Here is a 26,205-nt window from a genome sequence, read left to right as displayed (position 1 = left end):
TCAGTCGGCGTCGATGATGTGGACCGCGGCCTCCTCGGCCGACGCGCCGGCGCCGTCGACACCGACGTCCCGGCCCAAGGCCTCGCTCGTGTCGTCGCCGTGCGAGCCCTCGTCCGGGGCGACGAGCCGACCGGCGCGCCGGTCGCCGACCTCGGCGTCACCGAGCCAGTCGTCGTCCGCGTCGATCGCGTCGGGGTCGTCGCCGCCGACCCGCTCGCGGTCGAGCCCGGACTCGTCGTCGGGTGCCCCGTAGGCGGTCGCCGGGTCCGGCACCTCCTGGCGGATGCGCTCCTCGATCGTCTCCTCGTGGCGCGCCTCGTCCGCGGTGACGCCGTGGGCCATCGACCCGCGGGCGGAGTCCGGCGGGGAGTAGCCGCGGTCGAGGACGTCGTCGACGCCGTCCTCGATCAAGGTGTCCTCGGGCTGGAGCTGGTTCTCGAAGTCGCTCGGGTCGCTCGCGTACCGCTCGAGGCCCTCGCCCGCGGCGCTGCCGTCCATGCTGCTCATGCCGTTCCTCCGCTCTGCCCGGCGTCGCCGAGCGCCTTCTCCACCGCGGCGAGCAGGACGCACGTCGCGACGATCTCCATCGCCTCGGTCACCTCGGCCACCGGCGGCATCGTCGGGGCGAGGCGGATGTTCCGGTCGCGCGGGTCCTCCCCGCGGGGGAAGGACGCGCCGGCCGGTGTGAGCGCGACCCCGGCCTCCTTCGCGAGCGTGACGACCCGGCTCGCCGTGCCGTCGACGACGTCGAGGTTGACGAAGTAGCCGCCGGCGGGACGGTTCCACGTCGCGACGTCGTACCCCTCGAGCTTCTCGGTGAGCACCCGGTCGACCTCGTCGAACTTCGGCGCGATGATCCGTCGGTGCTCGACCATGTGGCGGCGCACCCCGTCGGCGTCGCCGAAGAACTCCGCGTGCCGCAGGTGGTTCACCTTGTCGGGGCCGATCGAGCCCGTGCCCAGGTGCTTCAGGTACCACGCGACCTGCTCGGTGGAGGCCGCGAGGAAGGCGACCCCGGCGCCGGCGAAGGTGATCTTGCTCGTCGAGGCGAACATGATCGGGCGGTGCGGGTGGCCGGCGGCGGAGGCGAGGCTGAGCACGTCCGCGCTCTTCGCCTCGTCGTCCGTGAGGTGGTGCAGGGCGTACGCGTTGTCCCAGAAGATCTTGAAGTCCGGGGCCGCCGTCTCCATGCCGACGAGCCGCGAGGCGACCTCTTGGCTGCAGACCGCCCCCGCCGGGTTGGAGTAGGTCGGGACGATCCACATGCCCTTGATGCTCGGGTCCTGGGCGACGAGCGCCGCGACCGCCTCGGCGTCGGGGCCGTCGTCGTGCATCGGGACGGTGACCATGTCGATCCCGAGCGACTCGAGCAGCGTGAAGTGCCGGTCGTAGCCAGGGACGGGGCAGACGAAGGTGACCTTCTCCTCCTGGCTCCACGGGCGCGGCGAGTCGACCCCGCCGAAGAGCAGGAGGTCGACGAGGCAGTCGCGCATCATCGTCAGGCTGGAGTTGCCACCGGCGACGAGCTGCTCGGTCTCGACGCCCAGGAGCTCGGCGAAGATCGTCCGGAGCTCGGCCAGGCCCTGGAGCCCGCCGTAGTTCCGCACGTCCGTCCCGGAGGCGTCCGTGTGCCGCGTGGGCAGTCGGAGCATGCCGTCCGACAGATCGAGCTGGTCCGACGACGGCTTGCCCCGGGTGAGGTCGAGCTTCACGCCCCGCGCGGCGAGGTCGGAGTGCTCGGCGGCGAGCCGGTCGCGCAGCTCGGTCAGCTCCTGCGGCGACAGGCGGGGCAGGGGGGTGCGGGCGGCGGGTGTCGTGCTCACCCGGTCATCCTCGCACCACACCCCGCCCGGACGGGGCCGCGGTCTCGGTTCGCACCGGCGGCCCCGGTTGCGTATGATCGGACCTTGGTTGTCTCGACCATCGTCTCGTCGTGCCCGGATCCTTCCGGGGCGAGTGAGGTTGGTCAGCGGCCGCGGAGCTCGCCGCCCCACCGGCGGGTTCCGAAGGGCAGTGGCTCAATTGGTAGAGCACCGGTCTCCAAAACCGGCGGTTGGGGGTTCGAGTCCCTCCTGCCCTGCGTCGAAGGACCCCGCAGCCGCTGCGGGTACGCGGTGCTCGTCCCCGGGCATCCGGAGCAGTCCGGGCACGCCGGAAGACGACGAGAAGAGGACATCGTGAGCGAAGCGGGCACCACCGCGCGCACGTCGGACGACGCGGAGCGTCGCCGCACGACGAACCCGATCACGTTCGTCGGGCAGATCGTGGACGAGCTGCGGAAGGTCGTCCGGCCGACCCGTTCGGAGCTGCTCAACTACGTGCTCGTCGTCATCGTCTTCGTCACCGTGATGATGGCGCTCGTCTCGGCGCTCGACTTCGTCTTCACCAAGCTCGTCTTCTGGGCCTTCGCGGCCTGACGCGCGCACCGACCCGGCCCGCCCCGCGCGGCGCCCACCCATCCACCGAGGAGCCCTCATGAGCGACCTGGAGCCGACCCCCGAGCAGGAGGCGCCCGTCGTCGACCCCGCCGACGAGCTGACGGCCGACGTGACCGCCGAGGCCGACACCCTCGGCGAGCCCGCGAGCGACGCGGTCGCGGACGCTGCCGACGCGACCGCTGCTGACGCTGGCGAGGCGGTCGAGGACGGCTCGCAGGACGACGAGCTGCCCGCGGACCCGGTGCAGGCGTTCAAGGACGAGCTGGCGGGCAAGTTCGGCGACTGGTACGTCATCCACAGCTACGCGGGCTACGAGAACCGGGTCAAGCACAACCTCGAGACCCGGATCTCGAACCTCGACATGGAGGACTACATCTTCGAGGTCGCCGTGACCATCGACGAGGTCACCGAGATCAAGAACGGCCAGAAGAAGACCCGCAAGCAGCCGCGGATGCCCGGGTACGTCCTCGTCCGCATGGACCTCACCGACGAGTCCTGGGGCGCCGTCCGGCACACGCCCGGCGTCACGGGCTTCGTCGGCAACGCCCACGACCCGGTGCCGCTGAGCCTCGACGAGGTCTACACGATGCTCAAGCCGGCCGACCTCGAGGCGTCGGCCAAGGCCGCGGCCGAGCTCGCCGCCGGTGGCTCGGGCGAGCAGCGGGACGTCCTCGCGACGACCGCCGCCCCCGTCGAGGTGGACTTCGAGGTCGGGGAGTCGGTCACCGTCATGGAGGGTCCCTTCGAGACCATGCCCGCGACGATCTCCGAGATCCTGCCCGAGTCGCAGAAGCTCAAGGTCCTCGTCTCCATCTTCGGCCGGGAGACCCCGGTCGAGCTCGGGTTCAACCAGGTCGCCAAGATCTGATCGAGCCCCACCCCGGCCGCCGCGACCGCGTCGGCCGTGCAACCGGGTCATCGCCCACGGCGTCGGCCCACCACGGAAGAGAGCACGCATGCCCCCCAAGAAGAAGGTCGCCGGCTTCATCAAGCTGCAGATCCAGGCCGGTCAGGCGACGCCCGCCCCGCCGGTCGGTCCGGCGCTCGGTCAGCACGGCGTCAACATCATGGAGTTCGTCAAGGCGTACAACGACGCCACGGCGGACAAGCGCGGGAACGTCATCCCCGTCGAGATCACGGTCTACGAGGACCGTTCCTTCACCTTCATCACGAAGACGCCGCCGGCCGCCGAGCTCATCAAGAAGGCCGCGGGCATCCAGAAGGCCTCGGGCGAGCCGCACACGAACAAGGTTGCGCACCTCTCGCACGACCAGCTCAAGGAGATCGCGGAGACGAAGATGCCCGATCTCAATGCGAACGACATCGACGCGGCGATGAAGATCATCGCCGGCACCGCCCGCCAGATGGGCATCACGACCGACCTCGGCTGAGGCTGGTTCACCAGGACCCCGGGCGCGCCGCGTCCGGTGTGGCAGGGCCAGCGCTGGCCCGACGACCACGACTCCACCGCACACCGCAGGAGCAGCACATGAAGCGCAGCAAGAACTACCGCGCCACCGCGGAGAAGATCGACGCCGACGCCCTCTACGGCCCGCTCGAGGCCGTGCGCCTCGCCAAGGAGGGTGCGAAGGCCAAGTACGACGAGACCGTCGAGGTCGCGTTCCGGCTGGGCATCGACCCGCGCAAGGCGGACCAGATGGTCCGCGGCACGGTCAACCTCCCGCACGGGACGGGCAAGACCGCCCGCGTCCTCGTCTTCGCCAACGGGGACAAGGCCGAGGCCGCCCGCGCGGCCGGCGCCGACTACGTCGGCAGCGACGACATGCTCGAGAAGGTCCAGGGTGGCTGGCTCGACTTCGACGCTGTCGTCGCGACGCCCGACCTCATGGGCAAGGTCGGCCGGCTCGGCAAGGTCCTCGGTCCGCGTGGTCTCATGCCGAACCCGAAGACCGGCACGGTCACGATGGACACCGCCAAGGCCGTCTCGGACATCAAGGGCGGCAAGATCGAGTTCCGCAACGACAAGCACGCGAACCTGCACTTCATCATCGGCAAGGCCTCGTTCGACGAGACCAAGCTCGTGGAGAACTACCAGGCCGCGCTCGAGGAGATCCTCCGGCTCAAGCCGTCGGCCTCCAAGGGGCGCTACATCGTCAAGGCGACGATGAGCACGACGATGGGCCCGGGCATCCCGCTCGACCACACCCGCACCAAGGCCCTCCTCGAGGAGGCGGCCCCCGTCGCCGCCGCGGAGGTCGCCGAGCAGGAGTGACCTGACCGCACCACCACGCAGGCCCCCGTCGACAACCCCGTCGGCGGGGGCCTGCGTGTGGTTCAGGGTGGCGAGCTGGTGTCTTGACGGCTGCCTCGACCGCAGTGGTACCGTCAGCCACACGTGGGGGGGGGGGGGCTTCCCTCGGCGTCTTCGTCTCGCTTGAGGAGATCGTGATGAGGGGTATTCGTAAGACCCTTGGCCGGGTCGCGGTGGTCGCCGGGGTCATCGTGGCGACATCAGGGGCGTTCGCGCCGGCCATGGCCTCCGATGACTACGTGAACTGTCGATCGGGGAACCTGTGCGCGTGGGTCGGCCCATACTACACGCAAGCGCCCGTATCCGGCGGCTCTCAGTTCTCCCAGGAGAACGCGCGCTGGGACTCGGGGTGGATGATCACCAACGCTGACTCGTCTTGGTACAACAACAGCGCGCAGAACCGCTTCGCGGCCGTGTACGAATATCCGAACTTTGGCGGTCGTGTTGAGGTGTGCCTACGGCCTGGGCAGAGGATTGGGTACCAGGCCCTCGACAATCTGGGCACGTCGAACCGGTGGCCTTACACGGCGGGTGGGTGCTGACCGGGTGATGGGTCGGCACGTCCTGGGTCGGCGGACCGCGGCACCTGCTGCAGCCGTGCTCCTCTGCATTCTGCTGGCCGGGGGTTGCGCCTCCTCGGGCCAGAACGTCGCAGACACCCCGTCGACGAGCTCCAGGAGCGACGAGGTCGTTCCGCCGCTGCCGGAGGCGGACCAGCGGACCCTCCACGCGGCTCAGATGAAGCTCGTCGCCCGCTGCATGAAGGATGCCGGCTTCGAGTTCGAGGAGACGTCTTTCGACGAGATCAAGGCGAGTGACGACCGGGCGGTCGAGATCGCCGCTGGTGCGTCGAGGCGGGACGAGGTCGAGAAGGACCACACCCTCGCCCGGAAGATCGGCTGGGGCATCGACCCCGACACCGCGCCGACGCCCGAGCCGGCAGAGGACGTCCAGCCGCCGGCCGGGCCGGACGATCGCGCGCGCCAGGAGGCGCTCTTCGGGACGCGCTACGAGAAGGTCCGCACCGCGCAGGGCTCGGTCCTCGAGTACCCGACGGACGGATGCCAGGCGTCAGCGGACCGTCGTCTGTACGGCGACGTCGGGGGATGGAACGTCTCCACGTTCCACGCGGCGAACCTCGACTCCATCGTCGGTGCCGTGGTCGACAGGCGCAGTGACGTGCGGACGGTGACCCGCTCGTGGCGACGGTGCGTCAAGGACGCGACCGGGGAGGTTGTGAAGGATCCGGACGGAGCCTAGGCAGGTTCAACCAGTCGATGCAACACCGTGTTGTTGAAGGGAGCGTAGTTGCTCTTCGAAGACCTCGGCGGGGGTCTTCCACCCGAGGACCTTGCGGGGCCTGTTGTTCAGTGCGTATGCGACGGCCTCGAGGTCNAGGCAGGTTCAACCAGTCGATGCAACACCGTGTTGTTGAAGGGAGCGTAGTTGCTCTTCGAAGACCTCGGCGGGGGTCTTCCACCCGAGGACCTTGCGGGGCCTGTTGTTCAGTGCGTATGCGACGGCTTCGAGGTCCTCGGCCGACCAGCGGGACAGGTCGGTGCCCTTGGGGAAGTACTGCCGCAGAAGCCCGTTGGTGTTCTCGTTGGTCGGCCGCTGCCAGGGCGAGTGCGGGTCGGCGAAGAACACCTTGGTGCCGGTCGCCAGCGCGAACGTTGCGTGGCCGGAGAGTTCCTTGCCGCGGTCCCAGGTGATGGTCTTGCGCAGCTGCTCGGGCAGCGTGGTCATCGATCTGGTGAGCGCGGCGTTCATCGCTTCGGCTCCGTAGCCACCCAGGGCCGGCCCGTTCTTCACGTGCGGCTTCTCGCCCCAGCCCTCCAGCCGCGGCAGGTATACGAGCAACGCGCTCCGGCTGCTGCGTTCGACGAGGGTGCCGATCGCTGACCTGCCGGTGCCGATGATCAGATCGCCCTCCCAGTGACCGGGTACGGCACGGTCATCGGCCTCGGCCGGACGCTCGGACAGGACGACATCAGCGGTGACGTGCCCTTGCGCCTTGTTGCGCGTACGGGCCCGCGGCCGCCGCAGCGCTCGACCGGTGCGCAGGCAGGCGACCAGCTCGCGCTGGAGCGCGCCACGCCCCTGGATGAACAGCGACTGGTAGATCGCCTCGTGGCTGATGCGCATGGACTCATCATCGGGGAAGTCGACCTTCAGCCGCTGTGAGATCTGCTCCGGGCTCCACGCCGTCGACCACGGACGATCCTGGCGGTGCGGCTTGTTCAGCCCCTTCCACGCGGGCGGTCTCGGACCCTCGACGGGCGTGCCGTCAGGTCCCCGGACGCTGCCCGCGAGCCGTTCTTGGACGTACTGCCGCAACCGTTCGTTCTTGACGAGTTTCGCGGTCTTGGGGCGCTTGGCCGCCTGCTGAGCCTTCCACTGCGCCACCCCCGCCCGGTACTCCAGCTTCCCGCCACGGGTGGCGGCGTTGCGGCGCAGTTCGCGTGAGATCGTCCCCGGGTCACGACCGATCGCGTGGGCGATCTGGCGCACTCCCTGACCTCGGGCGCGCAGGATCGCGATCTCCTCGCGTTCCTCGAAAGACAGGTAACGGCCCGTGGGCTCGGCCAGACAGATCGGTGGCATGCCGCCAGCGTGACGAAACCAGCGCGAGCCCACCGGCACGGACACGCCCACCCTCACCGCAGCCTCGGCCGAGGTGATGCCCGTGGCGATCAACCGCCAGAACTGTCGCTGCACCGCCCGCGAGGGCTCGGGCCGTCCAGGCGAACGCATTGGCGGGCGCAACGCCCGATCCGCACGCCACTGCCGACGAAGCCCCTCCGGTACATCGCTGGTCTTCCTACGCCAGTCGCTCGTCGCCATCCCTGAACACCTCCATGATCGAGGTGTTGCGACGACCAGTTGAATCCGCCCTACGCCCGAGCGTTGGAGTGGAACGCCGACCGTGTACCGCAGGCGAAGGACCGCGAGATCGCGTTGGCGACGGCGGTGTACCGGTGCGACGACCAGCATCGCTACACGCCGGTCGTCGACGCGGCGTGGCGTACAGAGCTCCTGAAGGAGAAGAAGGCCCCCAACGGCTTGATCGTGCGGTATCTCGAGCTGCGGGCCCGCGGGCTGCGCGAGGCCCGAACGGTGCTCGAGGAGTGACGTACGACGAGCACCCTCGCCGGGCGGCCCGTCGTCGCCTGCTGGTCCTTGCCCTTGTCCTCGCTCTCGTCGCGGTCGGGTCCTTCGTCGCCGGCCGGAGCTTCTCGACCCCGGCGAGCGAGGCGGCGAAGGTGGCACCCCCGGACCTCAGCCGGATCACCGCACCGGTCGAGCGACGACGGATCCGGGATGCCACGCCGCTCACCTGCACCCCGAAGATCACCGAGCGCCCGCTCCGGTGGGCCGGCGGTGGGGGGATGGCGGTCGTCACCTCGGTGTCCGACGACCTTGCCGGCTCCATCCCTGCGGGGTGGGTGCCCCTGTACGTCCAGGACCGGCCGATCGTCGTGCTCCCCGGGCGCCTTCCCGTCTATCGGTCGCTGAGGACCGGAGCGCGCGGCTCGGACGTCCTCCAGCTCCAGGACGCGCTCGCCGCAGCCGGTTACCCCACGGGCGAGCGGGGCAGGATGGGGGCGGGGACGGTCCGCGCGCTCCGCTCCCTCTACACCCACCTCGGAGCGCCACCGCCGATCCGTACCAGCGGCCGGGGAAAGAAGGCGACCATCACCATCGATCAGGGTGAGTTCGTCTTCGTCGACAGGCTGCGGGCCGACACGGTACGCATCGCCGCGACGGTCGGCCAGGTGCTCGAGCCGGGCAAGCCGTTCGCCACCGCCACGACCCGAACGGCCAGCCTCTCCTGCCGCGGAGCAGCTGCGGTCGGCGCGGGGCTTCGCGTCGAGGTCCGGGGCGCCGGCGGCACGCAGCAGTGCCGGACGGCAGGATCGACCAAGGGGAAGGTCGCCGTCCGGTGCCCGCGTCCGACCCGGGGGCGTCCGACAGCCGAGCTCGTCCGCGCCCAGTCGTCCGGGGCGGTCCTCGCCGTGCCCAGCACCGCCGTCGTCGTTCGCGGCGCGCAGACCGTCGTGCGGGTCGCGACGGGCGACACCGTCCGTGAGGTGCCCGTCACCGTCGGCGTGGCGGGCGGGGGTTACACGGCGGTCAGCAGCACCGCGCTCTCGGCCGGTGACGAGGTCGTCGTCGGCGAGCGTGAGGCCGACCCGGCATGACAGACCCGCTGATCGTCGAGCTGCGGGACGTCGTCAAGACCTACCCGGGGCCGCCGGCGGTCGAGGCGCTGCGGGGGGTGAGCGTGTCGATCGCGGCCGGCGAGCACGTCGCCGTCGTCGGCCGCTCCGGGTCGGGCAAGTCGACGCTCATGGCCATCCTCGGCCTGCTCGACCGCCCGTCGGCCGGGCACTACGCACTGGCCGGGGTGGAGACCTCCCAGATGCCGGACGCCACCCGATCCTCCATGCGGGCGGCTCATCTGGGGTTCGTCTTCCAGAGCTTCCACCTGCTTCCCGACCGGGACGTCGTGGAGAACATCGCCCTCGGGATGCTGTACGGCGGGTGCCCCGCTGACGAGCGGCGCGCTCGCGCGATCGACGTGTGCGAGCGCGTCGGGCTGGCGCACCGCGCCTCCGCCTCCGTCCGCCACCTCAGCGGCGGGGAGCAGCAGCGGGTCGCGATCGCGCGCGCAATCGCAGGAGCCCCCGCTCTCCTTCTCGCCGACGAGCCGACCGGCAACCTCGATCCGGACAACGCCGAGGACGTGCTCGCCCTCCTGGACGCGCTGCGCACGGACGGGACGACGCTCGTGGTCGTCACCCACGACCCGGAGGTCGCGCGGCGCGCGGACCGACGGCTGCGGATGACGGCCGGGCTCATCGAGGACGGCGAGGGATGAGGCGGGCATCGACCGAGCTGTGGACGGAGGCCGCCATGGCGATCTTCCACAAGCCGGCCCGGTCGTTCCTCACCGCCCTCGGCACGGTGCTGGCCATCGCGGGCATCGTCGCGGTGACCGGCCTTCAGGCGACCGGGCGCAGCCAGGTGACCGACAGCTTCTTGTCGATCGAGGCGACGACGGTCGCGCTCGTCCCGGCGGGAGACGGCCGCGGGCCCATCGATGCGCGAGCACGGCGCAAGGTCGAGCGGCTCGACGGCGTCGAAGCGGTGTCCGTCTACGCGATCCACCAGGACGACGTGACCGTCGATGCCGGCGCGCCGGGGGTCAACGCGGACGCCGGGGTCGAGATCATGGACGCACAGTCCTTCGCTGCCCTCCAGCCCACGATGTCGTGGGGGCGAGACCTCACGACGCTCCGCCGCGACGGCCAGTACCCACCCTGCGCCGTCGGCCGCGAGGTCGCCCAGGTGCTCGGGCTGACCTACCTCGACTCATCTCGCGTGCTGTCCGTCGAAGGAGCGCGGTGCGTGCTCGCCGGCGTCGTCCGATCGGTCGAGCGGCGCCCCGAGCTGGTCGGCTCGGTCGTGATGCTGGACTCGACCTCGGTGCCCGGCCCGTGGTCGACCGAGATGCTCGTCACCGTCCGTCCCGGTGCCGCCTCCGAGGTCGCCGGTGCCCTTCCGCTGGTCGTCGCTCCGGCAGCCCCCGACTCGGTCATCGCCCAGGCATCGCCCGAGATCGGCGCGGTCCGGGACACCGTCCTGGCCGACTTCGGGTCGGTCATGTGGGTCACGGTCGCCGTCGCACTCATCGTCGGGGTCCTCGGCATCCTCACGGCGACCCTGCTGTCGGTGTCGCAACGCCGCTCGGAGTTCGGGCTCCGCCGCGCGCTCGGCGCTCGGCGGCGGGACGTCGCCTTTCAGGTGCTCGCCGAGTCGGTCGTCATCGGGCTGCTCGGCAGCGTCAGCGGCGTGGTCCTCGGGCAGCTGGCGGTACTCATCGCCTCGACCATCCGAGGCTGGGTACCGGTGATGTCCCCGTGGGCCCTCGTGCTCGGCCCGCTCGCAGGGCTGGTCATCGGCTCGGCTGCGGGGCTCCCGCCGGCGATGCGAGCAGCCGCCATCGAGCCGTCGACCGCATTGCGCGATTCCGCAGGCTGAGGTGCACGGGCCGGCGGCGCGGCCGGCTTCCTGGGCTACGGTGACAGGCGTTCCAACCACAGACGACCCGCAGGGGAGACAACCCATGAAGAAGACGATGGGGAGCGCCGCTGCGCTCGTGGCTGGCATGGCGATCGCGCTCACGGGCTGCGGCGCGACCGGTGGTTCCGACGGTGGCAACGGTGGGGGCGGCGCGAGCCAGGCGCAGGACGTCAAGGTCGGTGACACCGTCCCGGTCAAGGAGCTCGCTCAGCGGATCAGCGGAGCGACGTCCGAGAAGAAGACCGTCGCGGTGGAGATGAACAGCGAGAACGAGAAGGTCACGGGCGCGGTCCGGCTGGGCGACACGCCGGCCTTCACGATGAAGGGCGACATGGAGAGCGCCCCGATGGAGATGGTCTACATCGACAAGACTCTCTACCTCAGCGGCGATGGCGTCGACCAGGTGTCCGGCGGCAAGAAGTGGATCAAGATCACCGCCGACGGCACCGACATGATGAGCAAGATGATGGGCCCGGTCATCGGGGTCTTCGAGAACATCACCGACCCGGGCAAGCTCATCGGCGGGATAGACGGTGACGCGAAGGTGAAGAGCACCTCGGGCGACGAGACGACGTACGAGATCACCCTCACGGCCGAGCAGCAGAAGAAGCTCGCCGAGAAGCTCGACCCGAACAAGGGCTCCAGCAGCTCCTCGACGTCGGCCCCGTCGGCCTCCGCCGCGGACCAGAAGATCGAGCTGACGGTCGACAAGGACAACCTCCCGGTCCGGACCCGGGCCACCAACTCGAGCACCCCGATGGAGGTCACCTACTCCGACTGGGGCAAGGACGTGACGATCGAGGCGCCGCCGGCCGGCGAGGCCGGCACGGCGCAGATGCCGGAGATGAGCTCCGGGTCCACCGGCGCCACGCTCTGACGCCGCGCCGCACGGCGCAGGGCCCGACCGCACGCCGCGGTCGGGCCCTGCGGCGTCCTCGGGGCGGGACGCCTCGCGTGCATCGACCCCGGTGAAGGGGCGCGAGGGGGTGACCCGGGCGCCGATTGGACGCCCGCCCGACGGCCGCGTATGGTCTCCCCTCGACCACAGACCGCCGGTCGTCCTGATCCCCGTCCCGGGGTGACGGGCCGAAGGTCCCGCAGCAGCGGGCGTCCAGCGCAGGCCATGAGTTCCGATCCACGCCTTCCGGCGTGCCTTCCGAGCCCCGTGCCCTGCGCGGGGCTCTCGTCGTGCTCGGGCCCCTCGCCGACGGCACCACGCACGGAAGGAGGCCCCATGGCCAAGGCTGACAAGGCTGCTGCCATCGCTGAGCTGTCGGAGAAGCTCCGCACCTCGAACGCGGCCGTTCTGACGGAGTACCGCGGGCTGACCGTCGCGCAGATCACCGACCTGCGCACGAAGCTCCGGGGCAACGCCACCTACTCCGTGGTGAAGAACACGCTGACCGAGCTCGCCGCGAAGGACGCCGGTGTCACGGCGTTCGACGGCCTGCTCGAGGGCCCGAGCGCGATCGCCTTCGTCGAGGGCGACCCGGTCGAGGCCGCCAAGGGTCTGCGTGACTTCGCCAAGGACAACCCGCTCCTCGTCATCAAGGGCGGTGTCCTCGAGGGCAAGGCCCTCAGCGTCGAGGAGATCAGCAAGCTCGCGAACCTCGAGTCGCGCGAGGTGCTGCTCGCCAAGCTGGCCGGTGCCATGAAGGCCCAGCTCAGCCAGGCGGTGTACCTCTTCGCGGCCCCGCTCGCCCAGACGGCCCGGGTCGTCGACGCGCTGCGGCAGAAGGTCGAGGCGGAGGGTCCGGCGCAGCCGGCCGCCGCGGAGGCCGAGAGCACGGAGGCGCCGGCGGAGGCCGACGCCGCCACCGAGACCGTCGCCGAGGGTGGCGACGAGAGCTGACGTGACCGCGGGGTGACCCGCGTTCCGCCCGCTCGACAACCAGCACGACGCCACTCACGGCTGAAACACATTCGAGAAAGGACGCCCATCATGGCGAAGCTCAGCACCGACGAGCTCCTTGAGGCCTTCAAGGAGATGACCCTCATCGAGCTCTCCGAGTTCGTGAAGCAGTTCGAGGAGACCTTCGAGGTCACCGCCGCCGCCCCGGTCGCCGTCGCGGCCGCCGGCGCTGCGGGTGGCGCCGCCGGTGGCGACGCCCCGGCCGCCGAGGAGAAGGACGAGTTCGACGTCGTCCTCACCGCTGCCGGTGACAAGAAGATCCAGGTCATCAAGGAGGTGCGCGCCCTCACGTCCCTCGGTCTCAAGGAGGCCAAGGACCTCGTCGACGGCGCCCCGAAGCCCGTCCTGGAGAAGGTCGACAAGGCTGCCGCGGAGAAGGCCAAGGAGGCCCTCGAGGGCGCCGGCGCCACCGTCGAGCTCAAGTGACACCCGCGCCCTGACGGGCGCGCGCACCACCGCCAGCGGGCGGGTCGGGAACATCCCGGCCCGCCCGTTCGGCGTTCAGCCGTCCTCAGAGGATCGGCCGCCAGGGGGACAGCAGGCCCTCGACGGTCCGCGCGACCGTGCCGCGCGAGCGCCACTCCTCCAGGGTGAGCTCCGCGCAGTTCTCGGCGTCCGTGGCGAAGATCTCCTCCATCCGCGCCGCGACGTCCTTGTCGGTGAGCTCGATGTTGATCTCGTAGTTGCCGGCGAGCGAGAGCCGGTCGAGGTTGGCCGTCCCGATCGTCGACCAGCGCCCGTCGATCGTCGCCGTCTTGGCGTGCACCATCGCGTTGCGGTACCGCAGGATCCGTACCCCGCCGGCGAGGAGGGTGTCGTAGAGCGCCCGGCTGATCCAGTCGGCGACGACGTGGTTGGAGATCTCCGGGACGATGATCTGCACGTCCACGCCGCGCTCGACCGCCTTGACCAGGCCGCGGGTCAGGGCCTCGTCGGGCAGGAAGTACGCCTGGGTCAGGTAGATGTGGTGCTCGGCCCGGTCGATCGCCTCGAGGTACATCGAGCGGATGGGGAACACCACGTGCCGGGGAATGTTCCGGTGGACGCGGATCGTCGTCGACCAGGTCCGATGCCTCACCTCCGCCAGCGGCTGCTCGCCCTTGGCGGGAATGAGGTTCCAGAAGTCGATGAAGGCGTTCTTCAGCTCGACGACGAGGTCTCCGGTCAGGCGCGCGTGGGTGTCCCGCCACTGCGTCGCGTACAGGGCCCCGATGTTGTACCCGCCGATGAACGCGGTGTCGTCGTCGACGACGAGGAGCTTGCGGTGATCCCGCCCGGAGTATCGCGGGCTGATGCTCTTCCACCCGCCGGCGAAGACCGGGTGGGGCTTGACGTGGACACCCGGCGGGAAGCGGAAGAACTCCTGCGGGACGACGAGGTTGGCGAAGCGGTCATAGATGACGTGGACTGTGACCCCCCGCTCGTGGGCGGCGACGAGCGCGTCCTTGAACCGCTGCCCGAGGACGTCGTCCTTCCAGATGAACGTCTCGAGCATGACCGACGTCGTGGAGGTCCCGATCGCCTCGAGCATCGCGTCGTAGACGTCGTCCCCGTAGGAGTAGATCGACAGCTCGCCGCCCTCGACGGGGACGGTGGTCACGGGGGAGCGGGGGAACTCCTTGTACGGCCGGTCCTTCTTGCGCGCCTGGTCCACTGCGACGAGACCGGCGGCTGTCGCCACCTGCGCGCCGACGACGGCGAGGCCACCGCGGACGGCCAGGCGGCGGAGAGATGGTCGGCCGGTCATGGCCGCCAGCGTAGGACGCAGCGGCGAGGCCGGGGTGCCCGGCTGCCGACCCCACGGTCCCGCAGCGGCCGTGCCTGCTTGACGTGCGCGCCCCCGCGAGTCATCCTCGTTGCGTTCGCGCCGCACCATGCCCGTCGCCCGACGGGACCCGGCGCCAGCCCCCGGCCGTACGGTTTGACGGGGTTGGACTGTCATGCCCAGATGCGCTATCGTTGTGCTTTGCGCTGCCCTGTCCGCGTCTGCCTGCCCTGATCGCCCCCACCTCGCCGTGGCCCGACCCGTCCCGCGGGTCCGGCCACGTCCGGCGAGTGGGCGTCCCGGCCGGAGGATGCCGGTCGGACGGCGCGCCGCTCCGTCTCTCGAGGACCGTGGAAGGACCACCCTTGGCTGCCTCGCGCACCGCGCCCCAGTCCCTGACCACCGCACGCACGGCCTCCGGCCGGCTGTCGTTCGCCAAGATCCGGGAGCCCCTGGAGGTCCCGGACCTCCTCGCGCTCCAGACGGAGAGCTTCGACTGGCTGCTCGGCAACGAGAAGTGGCAGGCCCGCGTCGCCGAGGCGATCGAGGCCGGTCGCACCGACGTGCCGGACCGCTCGGGCCTGGAGGAGATCTTCGAGGAGATCTCCCCGATCGAGGACTTCGCCGAGTCGATGAGCCTCAGCTTCCGCGAGTCGCGCTTCGAGTCGCCCAAGTACTCGATCGAGGAGTGCCAGGAGCGCGACCAGACGTACTCGGCGCCGCTGTTCGTCACCGCCGAGTTCATGAACAACACGACGGGCGAGATCAAGAGCCAGACGGTCTTCATGGGCGACTTCCCGCTCATGACCGAGCGCGGCACGTTCGTCATCAACGGCACCGAGCGGGTCGTCGTCAGCCAGCTCGTCCGGAGCCCGGGCGTCTACTTCGAGCGCACCCCCGACAAGACCTCCGACAAGGACGTCTACTCGGCGAAGATCATCCCCAGCCGCGGTGCGTGGCTCGAGTTCGAGATCGACAAGCGCGACATGATCGGCGTCCGCGTCGACCGCAAGCGCAAGCAGTCGGCGACCGTCCTGCTCAAGGCCCTCGGCATGTCCGAGGCCGAGATCCGCGAGGCGCTCGTCGGCGTCGACGCCAACGGGGCCGAGCGCCACTACGAGTCGGTCGACCTCACCCTCGAGAAGGACACGACCGAGGGTCAGGACGACGCGCTCCTCGACCTCTACCGCAAGCTCCGTCCGGGCGAGCCGCCGACCCGCGAGGCCGCCCAGACGCTGCTGGACAACCTCTACTTCAACCCGAAGCGGTACGACACGGCCAAGGTCGGCCGGTACAAGATGAACCGCAAGCTCGGGGTCGAGGTGCCGCTCGAGGACTCGGTGCTCTCGATCGACGACATCGTCGCGACGATCCGCTACCTCGTCGCCCTCCACGCCGGCGACGAGACCCTCCCGGGCACGCGCGACGGCGAGGCGTACGACGTGCCCGTCGAGGTCGACGACATCGACCACTTCGGCAACCGCCGCGTGCGCAGCGTCGGCGAGCTCATCCAGAACCAGGTCCGCACGGGCCTGTCCCGGATGGAGCGCGTCGTCCGCGAGCGGATGACCACACAGGACGTCGAGGCGATCACGCCTCAGACGCTCATCAACATCCGGCCGGTCGTCGCCTCCATCAAGGAGTTCTTCGGCACCAGCCAGCTGTCGCAGTTCATGGACCAGAACAACCCGCTGTCGGGTCTGACGCACAAGCGTCGGCTCTCGGCGCTGGGCCCGGGCGGTATCTCCCGTGACCGCGCCCAGATGGAGGTCCGTGACGTCCACCCGAGCCACTACGGCCGGATGTGCCCGATCGAGACCCCCGAGGGCCCGAACATCGGTCTCATCGGCTCGCTCGCGAGCTACGGACGGATCAACCCGTTCGGCTTCATCGAGACGCCGTACCGCAAGGTGAGCAACGGTGTCGTCAGCGACGACGTCGAGTACCTCTCCGCCGACGAGGAGGACAAGGTCGTCGTCGCCCAGGCGAACGCGCCGCTGGCCGAGGACGGCTCGTTCCTCGAGGAGCGCGTCCTGGTCCGGTCCAAGGGCGGCGAGGTCGAGTACATCCCCGGCGACGAGGTCGACTACATGGACGTCTCGCCGCGGCAGATGGTCTCCGCCGCGACCGCGATGATCCCCTTCCTCGAGCACGACGACGCCAACCGCGCGCTCATGGGCGCGAACATGCAGCGTCAGGCCGTCCCGCTCGTGCGCGCCGAGGCCCCGCTCGTCGGCACCGGCATGGAGTGGCGTGCCGCGCTCGACTCCGGTGACGTCGTCCGGGCCGAGAAGGCCGGCGCGGTCACCTCCGTGTCCGCCGACCTCGTCACCGTCGCCCACGACGACGGCACGCAGCGGACGTACAAGATCATGAAGTTCTCCCGCTCGAACCAGGGCAACAGCTACAACCAGCGGGTCGTCGTCTCCGAGGGGGACCGGGTCGAGGCCGGCCAGCTCATCGCGGACGGTCCGGCGACCGACGGCGGCGAGATGGCGCTGGGGCGCAACCTCCTCGTCGCGTTCATGCCGTGGGAGGGGTACAACTACGAGGACGCGATCATCCTCAGCCAGCGCCTGGTCCAGGACGACGTCCTCTCCTCGATCCACATCGAGGAGCACGAGGTCGACGCCCGCGACACGAAGCTCGGCCCCGAGGAGATCACGCGGGACATCCCGAACGTCGCCGAGGAGGTCCTCGCCGACCTCGACGAGCGCGGCATCATCCGCATCGGCGCCGAGGTCCGCGACGGCGACCTGCTCGTCGGCAAGGTCACGCCGAAGGGCGAGACCGAGCTGACGCCGGAGGAGCGCCTCCTGCGCGCGATCTTCGGTGAGAAGGCGCGCGAGGTCCGCGACACCTCCCTCAAGGTGCCCCACGGCGAGACCGGCACCGTCATCGGCGTCAAGGTCTTCGACAAGGACGCCGGCGACGAGCTGCCCCCGGGCGTCAACCAGCTCGTCCGGGTCCACGTCGCCAACCGGCGCAAGATCACCGACGGCGACAAGCTCGCCGGCCGGCACGGCAACAAGGGCGTCATCTCCAAGATCCTCCCGGTCGAGGACATGCCCTTCCTCGAGGACGGCACGCCCGTCGACGTCGTCCTCAACCCGCTCGGCGTCCCCGGCCGGATGAACATCGGTCAGATCCTCGAGCTCCACCTCGGCTGGGCGGCCAGCCGCGGCTGGGAGATCGAGGGCAACCCGGAGTGGGCGGAGCTCATCCCGCAGGACGCCCGTGCGGCCGAGCCGAACTCGCGCGTCGCCAGCCCCGTCTTCGACGGTGCCCGCGAGGAGGAGATCAAGGGCCTGCTCGACAGCACCCGCAAGACCCGCGACGGCCAGCGCCTCATCGGTGCTTCCGGCAAGGCGCAGCTGTTCGACGGGCGCTCGGGCGAGCCGTACCCGGACCCGGTCTCGGTCGGCTACATGTACATCCTCAAGCTGCACCACCTCGTGGACGACAAGATCCACGCGCGCAGCACGGGGCCGTACTCGATGATCACCCAGCAGCCGCTCGGTGGTAAGGCGCAGTTCGGTGGTCAGCGGTTCGGCGAGATGGAGGTCTGGGCGCTCGAGGCCTACGGCGCCAGCTACGCCCTCCAGGAGCTGCTGACGATCAAGTCGGACGACGTCAACGGCCGCGTCAAGGTGTACGAGGCCATCGTCAAGGGCGACAACATCCCCGAGCCGGGCATCCCGGAGTCCTTCAAGGTCCTCATCAAGGAGATGCAGTCCCTCTGCCTCGACGTCGAGGTCCTCTCGACGGACGGCAGCGCGATCGAGATGCGCGAGAACGAGGAGGACGTGTTCCGCGCCGCCGAGGAGCTCGGCATCGACCTCTCCCGGCGCGAGCCGAGCAGCGTCGAGGAGGTCTGACGGGAGCGGGGCGCCCCCACCGGCGCCCCGCTCCCGTCAGACCTCCTCGACACCGAACGAGAGAAGGACACCGTGCTCGACGTCAACTTCTTCGACGAGCTGCGCATCGGCCTGGCCACCGCCGCGGACATCCGCGAGTGGAGCCACGGCGAGGTCAAGAAGCCGGAGACCATCAACTACCGCACCCTCAAGCCGGAGAAGGAGGGCCTGTTCTGCGAGCGCATCTTCGGCCCCACCCGGGACTGGGAGTGCTCCTGCGGCAAGTACAAGCGCGTCCGCTTCAAGGGCATCATCTGCGAGCGCTGCGGCGTCGAGGTGACCCGCGCGGGCGTCCGGCGTGAGCGGATGGGCCACATCGAGCTCGCCGCCCCGGTCACCCACATCTGGTACTTCAAGGGCGTCCCGAGCCGCCTGGGGTACCTCCTCGACCTCGCCCCGAAGGACCTCGAGAAGGTCATCTACTTCGCGGCCTACATGATCACGCACGTCGACGAGGAGCAGCGGCACGCCGACCTGCCCTCGCTCGAGGCGCAGATCGAGGTCGAGCGCAAGGAGCTGGAGAACAAGCGCGACGCCGACATCGAGGCGCGCGCCAAGAAGCTCGAGCAGGACGTCGCGCAGCTCGAGGAGGAGGGCGCGAAGTCGGACCAGAAGCGGAAGGTCCGCGACTCGGCCGAGCGCGAGATGAACCAGATCCGCAAGCGGGCCGACCAGCAGGTCGAGCGCCTCACGCAGGTCTGGGACCGGTTCAAGAACCTCAAGGTCCAGGACCTCGAGGGCGACGAGATCCTCTACCGCGAGATGCGTGACCGCTTCGGCATGTACTTCGAGGGCGGGATGGGCGCCGCGGCGATCCAGAAGCGCCTGGAGACCTTCGACCTCGAGGCCGAGGTCGAGGTCCTGCGCGAGATCATCGCGACGGGCAAGGGCCAGAAGAAGACCCGCGCCCTCAAGCGTCTCAAGGTCGTCACCGCCTTCCTCACGACCGACAACGAGCCCGTGGGCATGGTCCTCGACGCGATCCCGGTCATCCCGCCGGACCTGCGTCCGATGGTCCAGCTCGACGGTGGCCGCTTCGCCACCTCGGACCTCAACGACCTCTACCGCCGCGTCATCAACCGGAACAACCGCCTCAAGCGGCTGCTCGACCTCGGCGCGCCGGAGATCATCGTCAACAACGAGAAGCGGATGCTCCAGGAGGCCGTCGACAACCTGTTCGACAACGGTCGCCGCGGCCGTCCCGTCACCGGCCCGGGCAACCGGCCGCTGAAGTCGCTGTCCGACATGCTCAAGGGCAAGCAGGGTCGGTTCCGCCAGAACCTACTCGGCAAGCGCGTCGACTACTCGGGCCGTTCGGTCATCGTCGTCGGCCCGCAGCTCAAGCTCCACCAGTGCGGTCTGCCGAAGCAGATGGCGCTCGAGCTGTTCAAGCCGTTCGTCATGAAGCGTCTCGTCGACCTCGACCTCGCCCAGAACATCAAGTCCGCCAAGCGGATGGTCGAGCGGCAGCGGCCGCAGGTGTGGGACGTGCTCGAGGAGGTCATCACCGAGCACCCGGTCCTGCTCAACCGGGCGCCGACGCTGCACCGCCTCGGCATCCAGGCCTTCGAGCCGCAGCTGGTCGAGGGCAAGGCCATCCAGATCCACCCGCTCGTCTGCACCGCCTTCAACGCGGACTTCGACGGTGACCAGATGGCCGTGCACCTGCCGCTGTCGACGGAGGCGCAGGCCGAGGCCCGCATCCTCATGCTGTCCTCGAACAACATCCTCAAGCCGGCCGACGGTCGCCCGGTGACGATGCCGACGCAGGACATGATCATCGGGCTCTTCCACCTCACCTCCGAGGTCGAGGGTGCCGACGAGGTCGAGCAGAAGGACCGCCGGGCGTTCTCGACGGTGGCCGAGGCACGCATGGCCTACGACGCCGGCGAGATCAAGATCGGTACCCCGATCCGGGTCCGGCTCGTCGACATCGTCCCGCCGGCGGGCACCGCGCTGCCCGAGGGCACCGAGGTCGCCGAGGACGGCCGGGTCGCCACCTGGCTCGCCGACACGACGCTCGGCCGCGCCCTGTTCAACCAGGCGATGCCGGTCGACTACCCGTTCGTCGACGAGCCGGTCGACAAGAAGCGGCTCGGCCGCATCGTCAACGACCTCGCCGAGCGGTACTCGAAGGTCCAGGTCGCCGCGTCCCTCGACGCGCTCAAGGAGGCCGGGTACTACTGGGCCTCCCGCTCGGGCACGACCGTCGCGGTCTCGGACGTCGTCACCCCGCCGCGCAAGGGCGAGATCCTCGAGGGCTACGAGGCGAAGGCGACGAAGGTCCAGACGCAGTACGAGCGCGGTCTCATCACCGACGACGAGCGCCGCCAGGAGCTCATCGAGATCTGGACCCAGGCGACCAACGAGGTCTCCAAGGAGATGGAGAACAACTTCCCGCGCAAGAACCCGATCTTCCGCATGGTCTCCTCCGGTGCCCGAGGCAACTGGTTCCAGCTGCGGCAGATCGCCGGCATGCGCGGGCTCATGGCCAACCCGAAGGGCGAGATCATCCCGCGCCCGATCCGGACGAACTTCCGTGAGGGCCTGTCCGTCGTCGAGTTCTTCATCTCGACGCACGGCGCCCGCAAGGGTCTGGCCGACACCGCCCTGCGTACGGCCGACTCGGGGTACCTCACCCGTCGTCTCGTCGACGTCTCCCAGGACGTCATCGTCCGCGAGGAGGACTGCGGGACCACGCGCGGCCTGACGATGCCGATCGCCGAGGCCGACCCGGTGACGGGCGAGCGGCGCAAGCACGAGGTCGTCGAGTTCACCGTGTACGCCCGGTGCCTCGCGGCCGACGTCGAGAAGGACGGCGAGGTCCTCTACCGCGCCGGGGACGACATCGGCGACGTCGCCATCGAGCGGCTCTACCAGGCGGGTGTCGACGAGCTCAAGGTTCGCTCCGTCCTCACCTGCGAGTCGAAGGTCGGCACGTGCGCCCGCTGCTACGGTCGCTCGCTGGCGACCGGTCAGCTCGTCGACATCGGCGAGGCCGTCGGCATCATCGCGGCCCAGTCGATCGGTGAGCCCGGCACCCAGCTGACGATGCGGACCTTCCACACCGGTGGTGTGGCCGGTGACGACATCACCCACGGTCTGCCGCGTGTCGTCGAGCTCTTCGAGGCCCGGACGCCCAAGGGTGTCGCGCCGATCTCGGAGGCGGCCGGTCGCGTCCGCGTCGAGGAGACCGACAAGGGCAAGCAGATCGTCGTCGTCCCCGACGACGGCAGCGAGGAGCAGGCCTACCCGGTGAGCAAGCGTGCGCGCCTGCTCGTCGAGGACGGCGGCTCGGTCGAGGTCGGTGACCAGCTCGTCCAGGGTGCGATCGACCCCAAGGAGGTGCTGCGCATCCTCGGCCCGCGCCAGGCGCAGAAGCACCTCGTCGACGAGGTCCAGGGGGTCTACCGCCAGCAGGGTGTGTCGATCCACGACAAGCACATCGAGGTCATCGTCCGGCAGATGCTCCGCCGGGTGACCATCCTCGAGGCGCACGACACCGACCTCCTGCCGGGCATGCTCGCCGAGCGCGCCCGCTTCGAGGAGGAGAACCGTCGGGTCGTCGCCGAGGGCGGCACCCCGGCGGCCGCGCGTCCGCAGCTCATGGGCATCACGAAGGCGTCGCTGGCGACCGACTCGTGGCTCTCGGCCGCCTCCTTCCAGGAGACGACGCGGGTGCTCACCGAGGCCGCGATGGAGGGTCGCTCCGACCCGCTGCTCGGCCTCAAGGAGAACGTCATCCTCGGAAAGCTCATCCCGGCGGGTACGGGTCTGTCCCGCTACCGCGACGTCGCGGTCGAGCCGACCGAGGAGGCGAAGGCCGCCGCGTACTCGATGCCGAGCTACGAGGACTACGGCTACGCCGCGTTCGGCCCCGGCACCGGAGAGGCGATCCGCCTCGACGACGCCGAGCTCGGCCTCGACGAGCTCCGCTGACGCAGGTCCGATCAGGACGGCCCCGTACCCGCCCCGGGTGCGGGGCCGCCCTGCGTGCGGGCCGGCCCGGGTCGGGGCGCCCCGGACCACGCGCGGAACGCGCGACTCGCTGAGGATCCCCGGATTTCCGGCGATCGTGCGTAGTGTGGGCGGCAGACGGGTTGGCTGCGGTCGGCCCGGACCCGCGGGACCACCCCGTCGTGGAACGTCCAGGTGGCCGACCGGCCGCCCGTGAACCGAAACGGAGATCCACATGAACAAGTCCGAGCTCGCCTCCGCCGTCGCCGAGAAGGCCGGCGTCTCCGCCGCCCAGGCCGCTGCCGTCATCACCGCCATGCAGGACGTCCTCGTCGACGCCGTCGCCAAGGGTGAGAAGGTCAGCGTCCCCGGCTTCTTCTCGCTGGAGCGCACCGAGCGCGCCGCCCGCCAGGGCCGCAACCCGCAGACCGGTGAGTCGATGACCATCCCGGCCGGTTTCGCCGCCAAGCTCACGGCCGGCTCTGCGTTGAAGAACGCCGTCAAGAAGTGACCCGCCGGCGGGCCGTGCCCGCCGCGCTGATCGAGGCCGTCGACCGCTGGGTCGGCGGCCTCGAGCCGTCCCGGGCTGAGAGGATCCCCGTATGACCACGCCGACGCCGAACCCTCCGGCCGGCCGCGGGGCGAGGCTGCGGGACCGCGCGATCGCCGTCGGTCTGCTCCTCGCCGCCGTCCTGCTCGCGCTCAAGCCCGCGGGCCTGACGACGAAGCTGCTCGCGGTGGGGCTGGCGGCATGGGCCGTCAGCCGCTGGTCCGGGCGTCACCGTCTCGATGCGACCGTCATCGTCGTCACCCTGCTCGTGATCGCCGCCTACCGTCTCGTGCTCGTCCTCACGGGGGCCCAGGCCCCCTTCTGACGGCCGTCCCACCACGCGGCGGCTGCGGGTGATGGAATGGAGGGACCGCCCGAACGACGGGTGGGCGAGGAGGAACGGCGATGGACGGCAGGCGCGACGGGGCGCAGGTGGATCGCTACGTCTTCGACTTCACCGAGGGGTCGATGAGCGAGAAGGACCGGCTCGGGGGCAAGGGCGCGAACCTCGCCGAGATGGTGCGGCTCGGGCTTCCCGTCCCACCGGGGTTCACGATCACGACCGACGCCTGCCGGTACTTCCTCGCCCACGGCGAGGAGCCCGCCCAGCTGCCGGACGAGGTGTCGACGCACCTGGCGCGGATGGAGTCGGAGATGGGGCGCCGCCTGGGGGCGACCGCCGAGCCGCTGCTCGTGTCCGTCCGCTCGGGCGCGAAGTTCTCGATGCCCGGGATGATGGAGACCGTCCTCAACATCGGGCTCAACGACGACTCGGTGGCCGGGCTCGCTGCCGCCTCCGGGTCCGAGCGCTTCGCATGGGACTCCTACCGCCGGCTGGTCCAGATGTTCGGCCGGACCGTCATGGGCGTGGACGGCGAGGTCTTCGAGACGCGGATCGAGGAGCTGAAGACAGAGCGGGGTGTCGAGGCGGACACGGGTCTGACCGCCGACGACCTCCGGTCGCTCGTCGAGAGCTTCAAGCGCGCGATCCACGCCGCCACCGGCCGGGACTTCCCGCAGGACCCGCGCGAGCAGCTCGACGCCGCGATCCGTGCCGTCTTCACCAGCTGGACCGGTGAGCGGGCGGTCCTCTACCGGCGTCAGGAGCGGATCCCGCACGACCTCGGCACGGCGGTGAACGTGCAGGCGATGGTCTTCGGCAACCTCTCCGACGACTCCGGCACGGGCGTGTGCTTCACCCGAGACCCGGCGACGGGTGCGACCGGCGTCTACGGCGACTTCCTCATGAACGCCCAGGGCGAGGACGTCGTCGCCGGGATCCGCAACACCTCGCCGCTCGCGGAGCTCGAGCACGTCTCGCCCGCTGCCTACGTCGAGCTCCGTGCCGCGATGGATCGGCTCGAGGGGCACTACCGCGACCTGTGCGACATCGAGTTCACGATCGAGCGCGGTCGGCTGTGGATGCTGCAGACGCGGGTCGGCAAGCGCACCGCCGAGGCCGCCTTCCGCATCGCCTGCCAGCTCGTCGACGAGGGGGTCATCGACGCGCACGAGGCGCTGCGTCGGGTCACGGGGCAGCAGCTGTCGATGCTCATGTTCCCCCGGTTCGCCACCGACTCCTCCGCGCGCGTCCTCACCCGGGCCGTCGCGGCCAGCCCCGGCGCTGCGGTCGGGGCGATCGTCTTCGACTCGGCCACGGCGGCCCGCCGGGCGGCGGCGGGGGAGGACGTCATCCTCGTCCGTGCGGAGACGACGCCGGACGACCTCGAGGGCATGATCGCCGCGCGGGGCATCCTCACCTCCCGCGGCGGCAAGACCAGCCACGCGGCCGTCGTCGCGCGGGGGATGGGCAAGACGTGCGTCTGCGGGGCGGAGTCCCTCGTCGTCGACGTCGCGAACAGGTCCCTCATGGTGCGGGGCGAGGCGGGGCACATCCTCCACGAGGGCGACGTCATCTCGATCGACGGCAGCACCGGCGGGGTCTTCGAGGGTGCGGTGGACGTCGTGCCGAGCCCGGTCGTCGACTTCTTCGAGGGACGCACCGTCCCCGACGAGGGCGCAGCGGAGGTCGTCCGCGCCGTCGCGCGGATCATGGCGATCGCCGACGACGCCCGCCGGCTCAAGGTGCGGGCCAACGCGGACACGCCCGAGGACGCGGCCCGTGCCGTCCGTTTCGGCGCGGAGGGGATCGGCCTGTGCCGTACCGAGCACATGTTCCTCGGCGAGCGGCGCGAGCTCGTCGAGCACCTCATCCTCGCGGAAGGCGATGCCGAGCGGGAGGGCGCCCTCGAGGCGCTGCGCCCCCTGCAGAAGCAGGACTTCGTCGAGATCTTCCGGGCGATGGGGGACCGGCCCGTCACCGTCCGGCTCATCGACCCGCCGCTGCACGAGTTCCTGCCGAACCTCGTCGACCTCACCGTCGACGAGGCGCTCGCGACGGAGCGCGGCGAGTCCGACCCCGGCCGCCGTCGGATGCTCGCCGCGGTCGAGCGCCTGCACGAGTCGAACCCGATGTTCGGCCTGCGAGGCGTCCGCCTCGGGATCGCGCGCCCGGGCCTGTTCGCCATGCAGATCCGGGCCATCCTCGAGGCCTTCGTCGAGGTCCGCCGGACCGGCCACCGCGGCACGGTCGAGATCATGGTGCCGCTCGTCGACTCGGTCGAGGAGCTCGACCTCGTCCGCGCCGAGGCGCTCGAGATCGCCCGGGCCCACGGCGAGGACCCCGGCCCGGGCGAGCCGGTCTCCATCGGCACGATGATGGAGCTGCCGCGCGCCTGCCTGACGGCGGGTGCGATCGCCGGCTCGGCCGACTTTTTCTCCTTCGGGACGAACGACCTCACCCAGACGACGTGGGGCTTCAGCCGGGACGACGTCGAGAGCAGCTTCTTCTCCACCTACCTCGAGAAGGGGGTCTTCCCGGTGTCACCCTTCGAGACCCTCGACGTCGACGGGGTCGGTCGCCTCATCACCCTGGCCGTCTCCGAGGGCCGGGCGAGGAAGGCGACGCTGAAGACCGGCGTGTGCGGGGAGCACGGCGGCGACCCGGAGTCCGTCGACTTCTTCCACCGCGCCGGGCTCGACTACGTCTCCTGCTCGCCGTTCCGCGTGCCGATCGCGCGGCTCGAGGCCGGCCGCGCGGCCGTCGCGGCGCGGGACTGAGCAGGCCCCGGGCGTCGCCGCGCGATTTGGCCGCCCGGTGGCCCGCCGGTAGTCTCGACCGAGGTAACGGGCACACGTGTGCCTGCGACCACCTCCTGCCGGGCGCCCGGAGCTCGACGCGGCCGATGCCGCAGCCGGGAGTGCAGGGAGGAGCCCGCCCACGACATACCCGACCTCGGGGGTCGAG

Annotated in this window: 22 protein-coding genes and 1 tRNA gene; 19 read left to right on the top strand and 4 right to left on the bottom strand. The window is 70.4% G+C overall.

Going from position 1 to position 26,205, the window contains the following annotated elements; genetic code table 11:
* Positions 1–507, bottom strand: coding sequence for a DUF5709 domain-containing protein (locus tag DAA34_RS01270; protein ID WP_106817282.1), 507 nt, complete (start codon positions 505–507; stop codon positions 1–3).
* Entirely contained in the window at positions 504–1,823 is a 1,320-nt protein-coding gene (locus DAA34_RS01265) for an aminotransferase class I/II-fold pyridoxal phosphate-dependent enzyme (RefSeq protein ID WP_267894603.1), read from the bottom strand. The genes DAA34_RS01270 and DAA34_RS01265 overlap by 4 nt, the downstream gene beginning before the upstream one ends.
* 184 nt (positions 1,824–2,007) lie before the next feature.
* Here DAA34_RS01265 and DAA34_RS01260 point away from each other — a divergent pair.
* From DAA34_RS01260 to DAA34_RS01230, 7 genes are all read left to right on the top strand, one after another.
* A tRNA-Trp gene (locus tag DAA34_RS01260) sits at positions 2,008–2,080 on the top strand.
* 97 nt (positions 2,081–2,177) lie between these two features.
* Entirely contained in the window at positions 2,178–2,417 is a 240-nt protein-coding gene (gene secE / locus DAA34_RS01255) for a preprotein translocase subunit SecE (protein ID WP_106817281.1), read from the top strand.
* 58 nt (positions 2,418–2,475) lie between these two features.
* On the top strand, positions 2,476–3,306 hold the full coding sequence (gene nusG / locus DAA34_RS01250; protein WP_106817280.1) for a transcription termination/antitermination protein NusG: 831 nt from the start codon (positions 2,476–2,478) through the stop codon (positions 3,304–3,306).
* A gap of 88 nt (positions 3,307–3,394) precedes the next feature.
* Positions 3,395–3,829 carry a 50S ribosomal protein L11 gene (rplK, locus tag DAA34_RS01245; RefSeq protein WP_106817279.1) on the top strand — a complete coding sequence of 145 codons (435 nt, stop codon included), beginning with the start codon at positions 3,395–3,397 and terminating at the stop codon, positions 3,827–3,829.
* A gap of 98 nt (positions 3,830–3,927) precedes the next feature.
* Positions 3,928–4,671: a 50S ribosomal protein L1 gene (rplA, locus tag DAA34_RS01240; RefSeq protein ID WP_106817278.1), complete on the top strand. Its 744-nt coding sequence runs from the start codon at positions 3,928–3,930 to the stop codon at positions 4,669–4,671.
* A gap of 176 nt (positions 4,672–4,847) precedes the next feature.
* Entirely contained in the window at positions 4,848–5,252 is a 405-nt protein-coding gene (locus DAA34_RS12705; protein WP_106817277.1) for a peptidase inhibitor family I36 protein, read from the top strand.
* 55 nt (positions 5,253–5,307) lie between these two features.
* Positions 5,308–5,970: a hypothetical protein gene (locus DAA34_RS01230; protein ID WP_158707546.1), complete on the top strand. Its 663-nt coding sequence runs from the start codon at positions 5,308–5,310 to the stop codon at positions 5,968–5,970.
* Positions 5,971–6,114: 144 nt separating this feature from the next.
* On the opposite strand, the gene DAA34_RS01225 is transcribed toward DAA34_RS01230, so the two are convergent.
* A complete protein-coding gene (locus tag DAA34_RS01225; RefSeq protein WP_456077576.1) occupies positions 6,115–7,554 on the bottom strand; it encodes an IS30 family transposase in 1,440 nt (479 codons plus the stop codon).
* 63 nt (positions 7,555–7,617) lie between these two features.
* Here DAA34_RS01225 and DAA34_RS01220 point away from each other — a divergent pair, with 63 nt between their 5' ends.
* From DAA34_RS01220 to rplL, 7 genes are all read left to right on the top strand, one after another.
* On the top strand, positions 7,618–7,842 hold the full coding sequence (locus DAA34_RS01220) for a hypothetical protein (RefSeq protein WP_106817275.1): 225 nt from the start codon (positions 7,618–7,620) through the stop codon (positions 7,840–7,842).
* Positions 7,839–8,912 (top strand): peptidoglycan-binding domain-containing protein, encoded by a 1,074-nt coding sequence (locus tag DAA34_RS01215; protein ID WP_106817274.1) that lies wholly within the window; start codon positions 7,839–7,841, stop codon positions 8,910–8,912. The genes DAA34_RS01220 and DAA34_RS01215 overlap by 4 nt, the downstream gene beginning before the upstream one ends.
* A complete protein-coding gene (locus DAA34_RS01210; protein ID WP_106817273.1) occupies positions 8,909–9,592 on the top strand; it encodes an ABC transporter ATP-binding protein in 684 nt (227 codons plus the stop codon). The genes DAA34_RS01215 and DAA34_RS01210 overlap by 4 nt, the downstream gene beginning before the upstream one ends.
* Positions 9,589–10,755 (top strand): ABC transporter permease, encoded by a 1,167-nt coding sequence (locus DAA34_RS01205; RefSeq protein WP_106817272.1) that lies wholly within the window; start codon positions 9,589–9,591, stop codon positions 10,753–10,755. The genes DAA34_RS01210 and DAA34_RS01205 overlap by 4 nt, the downstream gene beginning before the upstream one ends.
* A gap of 85 nt (positions 10,756–10,840) precedes the next feature.
* Positions 10,841–11,674: a hypothetical protein gene (locus tag DAA34_RS01200; RefSeq protein ID WP_158707545.1), complete on the top strand. Its 834-nt coding sequence runs from the start codon at positions 10,841–10,843 to the stop codon at positions 11,672–11,674.
* 357 nt (positions 11,675–12,031) lie between these two features.
* The gene (gene rplJ, locus DAA34_RS01195) at positions 12,032–12,649 is read left to right on the top strand and encodes a 50S ribosomal protein L10 (protein ID WP_106817270.1); all 618 of its coding nucleotides are present in this window, start codon (positions 12,032–12,034) and stop codon (positions 12,647–12,649) included.
* A gap of 90 nt (positions 12,650–12,739) precedes the next feature.
* The gene (gene rplL / locus DAA34_RS01190) at positions 12,740–13,135 is read left to right on the top strand and encodes a 50S ribosomal protein L7/L12 (protein WP_106817269.1); all 396 of its coding nucleotides are present in this window, start codon (positions 12,740–12,742) and stop codon (positions 13,133–13,135) included.
* An 85-nt stretch (positions 13,136–13,220) separates the two neighbouring features.
* Here rplL and DAA34_RS01185 read toward each other — a convergent pair whose 3' ends face one another.
* Positions 13,221–14,456, bottom strand: a complete 1,236-nt coding sequence (locus tag DAA34_RS01185; RefSeq protein WP_106817268.1) for a phospholipase D-like domain-containing protein — start codon at positions 14,454–14,456, stop codon at positions 13,221–13,223.
* A 383-nt stretch (positions 14,457–14,839) separates the two neighbouring features.
* On the opposite strand from DAA34_RS01185, the gene rpoB reads away from it, so the two are divergent.
* The 5 genes from rpoB to ppdK all read left to right on the top strand — a co-directional run bounded on the left by rpoB (position 14,840) and on the right by ppdK (position 26,018).
* On the top strand, positions 14,840–18,352 hold the full coding sequence (gene rpoB / locus DAA34_RS01180; RefSeq protein ID WP_106817267.1) for a DNA-directed RNA polymerase subunit beta: 3,513 nt from the start codon (positions 14,840–14,842) through the stop codon (positions 18,350–18,352).
* Between the two features lie 72 nt (positions 18,353–18,424).
* Complete coding sequence (locus DAA34_RS01175; RefSeq protein WP_106817266.1) at positions 18,425–22,330, top strand: DNA-directed RNA polymerase subunit beta'; 3,906 nt, start codon at positions 18,425–18,427, stop codon at positions 22,328–22,330.
* Between the two features lie 253 nt (positions 22,331–22,583).
* On the top strand, positions 22,584–22,859 hold the full coding sequence (locus DAA34_RS01170; protein WP_106817265.1) for an HU family DNA-binding protein: 276 nt from the start codon (positions 22,584–22,586) through the stop codon (positions 22,857–22,859).
* A gap of 91 nt (positions 22,860–22,950) precedes the next feature.
* Positions 22,951–23,223 (top strand): hypothetical protein, encoded by a 273-nt coding sequence (locus DAA34_RS01165; RefSeq protein ID WP_106817264.1) that lies wholly within the window; start codon positions 22,951–22,953, stop codon positions 23,221–23,223.
* A gap of 80 nt (positions 23,224–23,303) precedes the next feature.
* Positions 23,304–26,018 carry a pyruvate, phosphate dikinase gene (gene ppdK, locus DAA34_RS01160; RefSeq protein ID WP_106817263.1) on the top strand — a complete coding sequence of 905 codons (2,715 nt, stop codon included), beginning with the start codon at positions 23,304–23,306 and terminating at the stop codon, positions 26,016–26,018.
* The last annotated feature ends 187 nt before the right edge of the window (positions 26,019–26,205 follow it).

Source organism: Janibacter massiliensis (assembly GCF_900289115.1).
Taxonomy (GTDB): Bacteria; Actinomycetota; Actinomycetes; order Actinomycetales; family Dermatophilaceae; genus Janibacter_A; species Janibacter_A massiliensis.
The sequence above is the reverse complement of the archived record's forward strand: the minus strand, read 5'-3'. Positions and strand labels throughout refer to the sequence as shown.

Excerpts from the sequence above, each read along its gene's own strand:
- DAA34_RS01270 (WP_106817282.1), bottom strand. The coding sequence starts at position 507 with ATGAGCAGCATGGACGGCAGCGCCGCGGGCGAGGGCCTCGAGCGGTAC.
- nusG (WP_106817280.1), top strand. The coding sequence starts at position 2,476 with ATGAGCGACCTGGAGCCGACCCCCGAGCAGGAGGCGCCCGTCGTCGAC.
- rplK (WP_106817279.1), top strand. The coding sequence starts at position 3,395 with ATGCCCCCCAAGAAGAAGGTCGCCGGCTTCATCAAGCTGCAGATCCAG.
- rplA (WP_106817278.1), top strand. The coding sequence starts at position 3,928 with ATGAAGCGCAGCAAGAACTACCGCGCCACCGCGGAGAAGATCGACGCC.
- DAA34_RS12705 (WP_106817277.1), top strand. The coding sequence starts at position 4,848 with ATGAGGGGTATTCGTAAGACCCTTGGCCGGGTCGCGGTGGTCGCCGGG.
- DAA34_RS01225 (WP_456077576.1), bottom strand. The coding sequence starts at position 7,554 with ATGGCGACGAGCGACTGGCGTAGGAAGACCAGCGATGTACCGGAGGGG.
- DAA34_RS01210 (WP_106817273.1), top strand. The coding sequence starts at position 8,909 with ATGACAGACCCGCTGATCGTCGAGCTGCGGGACGTCGTCAAGACCTAC.
- DAA34_RS01205 (WP_106817272.1), top strand. The coding sequence starts at position 9,589 with ATGAGGCGGGCATCGACCGAGCTGTGGACGGAGGCCGCCATGGCGATC.
- DAA34_RS01200 (WP_158707545.1), top strand. The coding sequence starts at position 10,841 with ATGAAGAAGACGATGGGGAGCGCCGCTGCGCTCGTGGCTGGCATGGCG.
- rplJ (WP_106817270.1), top strand. The coding sequence starts at position 12,032 with ATGGCCAAGGCTGACAAGGCTGCTGCCATCGCTGAGCTGTCGGAGAAG.
- rplL (WP_106817269.1), top strand. The coding sequence starts at position 12,740 with ATGGCGAAGCTCAGCACCGACGAGCTCCTTGAGGCCTTCAAGGAGATG.
- DAA34_RS01185 (WP_106817268.1), bottom strand. The coding sequence starts at position 14,456 with ATGACCGGCCGACCATCTCTCCGCCGCCTGGCCGTCCGCGGTGGCCTC.
- DAA34_RS01170 (WP_106817265.1), top strand. The coding sequence starts at position 22,584 with ATGAACAAGTCCGAGCTCGCCTCCGCCGTCGCCGAGAAGGCCGGCGTC.
- DAA34_RS01165 (WP_106817264.1), top strand. The coding sequence starts at position 22,951 with ATGACCACGCCGACGCCGAACCCTCCGGCCGGCCGCGGGGCGAGGCTG.
- ppdK (WP_106817263.1), top strand. The coding sequence starts at position 23,304 with ATGGACGGCAGGCGCGACGGGGCGCAGGTGGATCGCTACGTCTTCGAC.